We start from the raw sequence: 4,994 nt of genomic DNA, 5'->3' as shown, positions 1-4,994 counted from the left end.
GACCCGCTCGGCGCGGGATGGTCGCCTCACAGCCGGCAGGCGTGGATGTTGGTGACCAGGATGGCCCGGGCGCCCAGCTCGTAGAGCTCGTCCATGATCCGGTGCACGTCCTCGCGGAGCACCATCGCCTGCACCGCCACCCAGCCCTCGCGGTGCAGCGGGGAGACCGTCGGCGACTCGATGCCCGGGGTCAGCGAGCTGGCCCGGTCGAGCAGACCGGCCGGCACGTCGTAGGCGAGCATCACGTAGCGGCGGGCGACCAGCACGCCGTGCAGCCGGCGCAGGAGCTGCTCGGCCTGCGGGTGCGTCGGGGCCCCGGTGCGGCGGACGAGCACGGCCGAGGAGCGCAGCAGCGGCTCGCCGAAGACCACCAGCCCGGCCTGGCGCAGCGTCGCGCCGGTCTCCACCACGTCGGCCACGACGTCGGCGACGCCGAGGCGGATGGCGTTCTCCACCGCCCCGTCGAGGCGGATCACGTCGGCCTTGACGCCGAGTTCCGCGAGGTGCCGCTCGACCAGACCGGGGTACGCGGTGGCGATCCGGTGCCCGCCCAGCTCCTGCACCGAGTGCACGTCGTCGGGTCGGGCGGCGAAGCGGAAGGTGGCCCGGCCGAAGGCGAGGTCGACGACCTCCTCGGCCGGCGCGCCGGAGTCGATCAGCAGGTCCCGGCCGGTGATGCCGACGTCCAGGTCACCGGAGCCGACGTAGGTGGCGATGTCCTTGGGGCGCAGGTAGAAGAACTCGATGTCGTTGGGCTCGTCCCGGCAGACGAGGTCCTTCGGGTCGGTGCGCTGGCGGTAGCCCGCCTCGCGCAGCATCTCGGCGGCCGACTCGGCCAGGGAGCCCTTGTTGGGGATGGCGACACGCAGCATGACGGAGTGCTCCTTCGATCGGTCCTGATCAACGACGGGGCGCACTCAGAGATGTCGGTAGACGTCCTTGAGCTCGAGACCGCTCGCGAGCATCAGCACCTGGACCTGGTAGAGCAGCTGGGAGATCTCCTCGGCGGTACGCTCCGGCCCCTCGTGCTCGGCGGCCATCCACGACTCGGCCGCCTCCTCGACGACCTTCTTGCCGATGAAGTGCACGCCCTTCTCCAGCGCGGCGACCGTGCCCGAGCCCGGGGTGCCGGCGGCGGCCTTGGCCTGCAGCTCGGCGAACAACTCCTCGAACGTCTTCACGGGAGGCGATTCTTCCAGCCGCCCGGGGCGGTCGCGTGCTCCGGGTCCGGGCGCGTCGTCTTTCCCACGCCGCCGCGCGACGGATCCGCGAGCTCGCCGACGTGGGCGGTGTCCGGGGGCGGCGGGGCACCGCCACGTCGGCGAGATCGGGTCGTGCTCAGCCGGCGAAGCCCACCCGGTGGCCGTTGCTGGCGATCCCGCGCACGGCCAGGGCGGCGTCGAGTGCCGCGACGGTGGCCGCCCAGCCCTTGTCCTCCGCCGAGCCGGGCAGCCCGGCCCGGTCCCGGGCCTGCTCGATGGTGTCGACGGTGAGCACCCCGTGGGCGACCGGCTTCCCCTCGTCCAGGGCCACCCGGGTGAGGCCGTCGGTGACCGAGCGGCAGACGTAGTCGAAGTGGGCGGTGGCGCCGCGCACCACCACGCCGAGGGCGACCACCACGTCGCAGCGCCGGGCCAGCGCCTGCGCCACCACGGGCAGCTCCACCGAGCCGGCCACCCGGGCGACGACGGCCCGGGCCCCGCACGCCTCGGCGGCGGCCACCGCCCGGTCCGTCATGTGGTCGGTCAGGTCGCCGTGCCAGCGCGCGGCGACCACGCCGACGGTCATCCCGGCGGCGTCCACCACCGTCACGCCCGGTTCACCGAATCCCGCCATGTCTACGCTCCGATCTCGTCGCCGGGGACCGGGCGGCCCATCGGGGCCTCGGTCACCTCGTCCAGCTCGTCCAGCAGGTGTCCCATCCGGTCCCGCTTGGTCCGCAGGTAGCGCACGTTCTCCGGGTGCGGCCGCACCGGCAGGCCCTCCCGGCCGGTGATGGTGAGCCCGTAGCCCTCCAGGCCGGCCCGCTTCGCCGGGTTGTTGGTGAGCAGCCGCATCTCGCGCACGCCGAGGTCGTAGAGGATCTGCGCGCCGGTGCCGTAGTCCCGGGCGTCGGCCGGCAGGCCGAGGTCGAGGTTGGCGTCCACGGTGTCGCGGCCCAGGTCCTGCAACTGGTAGGCCTGCAGCTTGTGCAGCAGGCCGATCCCGCGCCCCTCGTGCCCGCGCACGTAGAGCACCACGCCGCGGCCCTCCCGCGCGACCCGCTCCAGGGCGGCGTTGAGCTGCGGGCCGCAGTCGCAGCGCACCGAGCCGAAGACGTCGCCGGTGAGGCATTCGGAATGCACCCGGACCAGCACGTCGCGCCCGTCGCCGATCTCGCCCATGACCAGGGCGACGTGCTCGGCCGAGTCGTGCTCGCTGCGGTAGCCCAGCGCCCGGAACACCCCGTGCCGGGTGGGCATCCGGGCGTCGGCGACCTGCTCGACCTGCTTCTCGGTCCGCCGCCGGTACGCGACCAGGTCGGCGATGGTGACCAGGGTCAGGGAGTGCTCGGCGCAGAACTTCTCCAGGTCCGGCACCCGCATCATGGTGCCGTCGTCGTTGACCAGCTCGCAGAGCACGCCGGCCGGCCGCAGCCCGGCCAGCCGGGTCAGGTCGATCGCGGCCTCGGTGTGCCCGGGCCGGCGCAGCACGCCGCCCTCGCGGGCCCGCAGCGGCACCACGTGCCCGGGGCGGGCCAGGTCGGTCGGGCCGGTGGTGGGGTCGGCGAGCAGCCGGATGGTGTGCGCCCGGTCGGCCGCCGAGATGCCGGTGCTCACCCCCTCGCGGGCGTCCACGGTCACCGTGTAGGCGGTGCCGCGCCGGTCCTGGTTGGTGTGGTGCATCGGCGGCAGGTCCAGCCGGTCGCACTCGCTCTCGGTCAGCGGCGCGCAGATGTAGCCCGAGGTCCACCGGACCATGAAGGCCACCAGCTCCGGCGTCGCCAGTTCGGCGGCGAAGATCAGGTCGCCCTCGTTCTCCCGGTCGGCGTCGTCGACCACGACGACGGGCCGGCCGGCGGCGATGTCCGCCACCGCCTGCTCGATGCTGGCAAAGGTGCTCATGCCGCCACTCCGCTTCGCTCCGGGCCGCCCTGCGGCGCCACCCTGCTGAGGCTGATGATTCGCTCGCTCCGCTCGCTCATGCGACGGCCTCCGAGTAGGTCGACGGGATCGGGTCGGGCGCCGGCCGGGCCGCCCGCGAGGTGCGCCACCAGGCGACCAGGCCCCAGACGCAGAAGGCGCCGTAGAGGAGGTACATGGCCGCCGAGGGGTAGAAGCCGCCGCGCAGCAGCAGCGGCACGCCGACCGCGTCCACGGCGATCCAGATCAGCCAGAAGTCCACCCAGCCGCGGGCCATGCCGTAGGTGGCCAGCAGGCTGCCGGTGAGGATCCAGGCGTCCGGCAGCGGCCCCCACGAGCCGAGGGCGGCGAGCACCGGGTACGCCGCGGCGGTGCCGAGGACGGCGGCGGCCAGCAGACCGAGCCGCTCCCGGCCGGTGGCCCAGCGGGGCGCCACCGCCGCCCGGTCGCCGTCGCCGCCGCTGCGGCGGTTGCGCGACCAGCGCCACCAGCCGTAGAGGCTGAGCGTGAAGAAGAAGACCTGCCGGCCGGCCTGTCCGTAGAGGTCATGGGCCTGCGGGGTGGCGAAGACACCGCCGAGGAAGACGGTGAACAGCAGCGCGTTGCCGATCATGCCGACCGGCCAGGCCCAGACCAGCCGGCGCAGGCCGAACAGCGCCGAGGCCAGCCCGAAGCCGTTGCCGACGATCTCGCGGACCAGCACGGGCGAGCCGGCGATGCTCACCTGCGCCTCGAGCAGCCAGCCGAGCGGGCCCATCAGGCCACCCCGCCCGTGGCCGGGACGCCGGGAAGGCCGCCGTTGCCGGGCAGGGCGACACCCCCGGCCGGGCCGGCGTCGCCCGGCAGGGGACGGACGGACAGGTCGCCGTCGCCGCCGGCCAGCCGGGCGCCGAGCAGCCGCTCGACGTACTTGGCCAGCACGTCGACCTCCAGGTTGACCGGGTCGCCGACGCGACGCGCGCCGAGGGTGGTGAGCTTGAGGGTGGTGGGGATGAGGCCGACGGCGAACCAGTCCGCGCCGACCTCGGCGACGGTCAGCGAGACACCGTCGATGGTGATCGAGCCCTTCTCCACCACGTACCGGGCCAGCGCGGCGGGGAGCCGGAAGCGGACCGTCTCCCACTGGGCGGCCGGCTCCCGGGCGACGATCTCGCCCACGCCGTCGACGTGGCCCTGCACCAGGTGCCCGCCGAGCCGGCTGCCGAGCGCGGCGGCCCGCTCCAGGTTGACCGGGTCGCCGGCGCGCAGCGCGCCCAGCGCGGAGCGGCGCAGCGTCTCCCCCATCACGTCCGCGGTGAAGACCCCCTCGGCGACGTCGACGACGGTCAGGCAGACGCCGTTGACCGCGATCGAGTCCCCGTGCCGGGTGTCGGAGGTGACCAGCGGGCCGCGGACCGCGACCAGTGCCGAGTCACCCGCCGTCTCGGTGACCCGGACGACCTCACCCAACTCCTCGACGATGCCGGTGAACATGTCAGCCCTCCCTCTTTCGGGGCAGCGCGGTGATCCGCAGGTCGGGACCGACCTGCGTAACGTCGACGATCTCCAGGTCGATGGCTTCGGCGATCGTGGTCACACCCGCGTCGACCAGCGCGGTCGGGCCGGCGCCGAGCAGCCGGGGCGCGACGTAGCCGACGACCTTGTCGACCAGTCCGGCGGCGAGGAACGCGCCGGCCAGCTTCGGGCCGCCCTCCAGCAGCGCCGCCCGGATCCCCCGGGTGTGCAGCGCGGCGAGCAACGCCGCCAGGTCGACCCGGCCGTCGGGCCCCGACCCGACCTCCGCGGCGGTGGCGATCCACGTCCGGGCGGCGCCGTCGCGGACCCGGGCGTCGGCGGGCGTACGCGCCGACGAGTCGACCACGACGCGCAGCG

Annotated in this window: 7 protein-coding genes; all 7 read right to left on the bottom strand. The window is 74.5% G+C overall.

Annotation, left to right across the window (positions count from 1 at the left end; translation table 11 throughout):
- Positions 1–26 precede the first annotated feature (26 nt).
- A complete protein-coding gene (hisG, locus tag NCC78_RS27480; protein WP_250798106.1) occupies positions 27–872 on the bottom strand; it encodes an ATP phosphoribosyltransferase in 846 nt (281 codons plus the stop codon).
- Between the two features lie 45 nt (positions 873–917).
- Complete coding sequence (locus NCC78_RS27475; protein ID WP_013732805.1) at positions 918–1,181, bottom strand: phosphoribosyl-ATP diphosphatase; 264 nt, start codon at positions 1,179–1,181, stop codon at positions 918–920.
- A 157-nt stretch (positions 1,182–1,338) separates the two neighbouring features.
- Positions 1,339–1,836 (bottom strand): 6,7-dimethyl-8-ribityllumazine synthase, encoded by a 498-nt coding sequence (gene ribH, locus NCC78_RS27470; RefSeq protein ID WP_250798105.1) that lies wholly within the window; start codon positions 1,834–1,836, stop codon positions 1,339–1,341.
- Between the two features lie 2 nt (positions 1,837–1,838).
- On the bottom strand, positions 1,839–3,104 hold the full coding sequence (locus NCC78_RS27465; RefSeq protein ID WP_250798103.1) for a bifunctional 3,4-dihydroxy-2-butanone-4-phosphate synthase/GTP cyclohydrolase II: 1,266 nt from the start codon (positions 3,102–3,104) through the stop codon (positions 1,839–1,841).
- Positions 3,105–3,180: 76 nt separating this feature from the next.
- Positions 3,181–3,879 (bottom strand): nicotinamide riboside transporter PnuC, encoded by a 699-nt coding sequence (pnuC, locus tag NCC78_RS27460; RefSeq protein WP_250798102.1) that lies wholly within the window; start codon positions 3,877–3,879, stop codon positions 3,181–3,183.
- Entirely contained in the window at positions 3,879–4,595 is a 717-nt protein-coding gene (locus tag NCC78_RS27455) for a riboflavin synthase (RefSeq protein WP_250798101.1), read from the bottom strand. The genes pnuC and NCC78_RS27455 overlap by 1 nt, the downstream gene beginning before the upstream one ends.
- A gap of 1 nt (position 4,596) precedes the next feature.
- Positions 4,597–4,994: RibD family protein (locus tag NCC78_RS27450; RefSeq protein WP_250798100.1), on the bottom strand; the 398-nt coding region annotated here is incomplete at its 5' end.

The sequence above is a fragment of the Micromonospora phytophila genome, from assembly GCF_023656545.1.
GTDB lineage: Bacteria > Actinomycetota > Actinomycetes > Mycobacteriales > Micromonosporaceae > Micromonospora > Micromonospora phytophila.
Note: the sequence above shows the minus strand (reverse complement) of the source record. Positions and strands in the feature narration are given on the sequence as shown.

Bases quoted from the DNA above. Each gene is read 5' to 3' on its own strand.
- pnuC (WP_250798102.1), bottom strand. From the start codon at position 3,879: ATGGGCCCGCTCGGCTGGCTGCTCGAGGCGCAGGTGAGCATCGCCGGC.
- ribH (WP_250798105.1), bottom strand. From the start codon at position 1,836: ATGGCGGGATTCGGTGAACCGGGCGTGACGGTGGTGGACGCCGCCGGG.
- NCC78_RS27455 (WP_250798101.1), bottom strand. From the start codon at position 4,595: ATGTTCACCGGCATCGTCGAGGAGTTGGGTGAGGTCGTCCGGGTCACC.
- NCC78_RS27465 (WP_250798103.1), bottom strand. From the start codon at position 3,104: ATGAGCACCTTTGCCAGCATCGAGCAGGCGGTGGCGGACATCGCCGCC.
- hisG (WP_250798106.1), bottom strand. From the start codon at position 872: ATGCTGCGTGTCGCCATCCCCAACAAGGGCTCCCTGGCCGAGTCGGCC.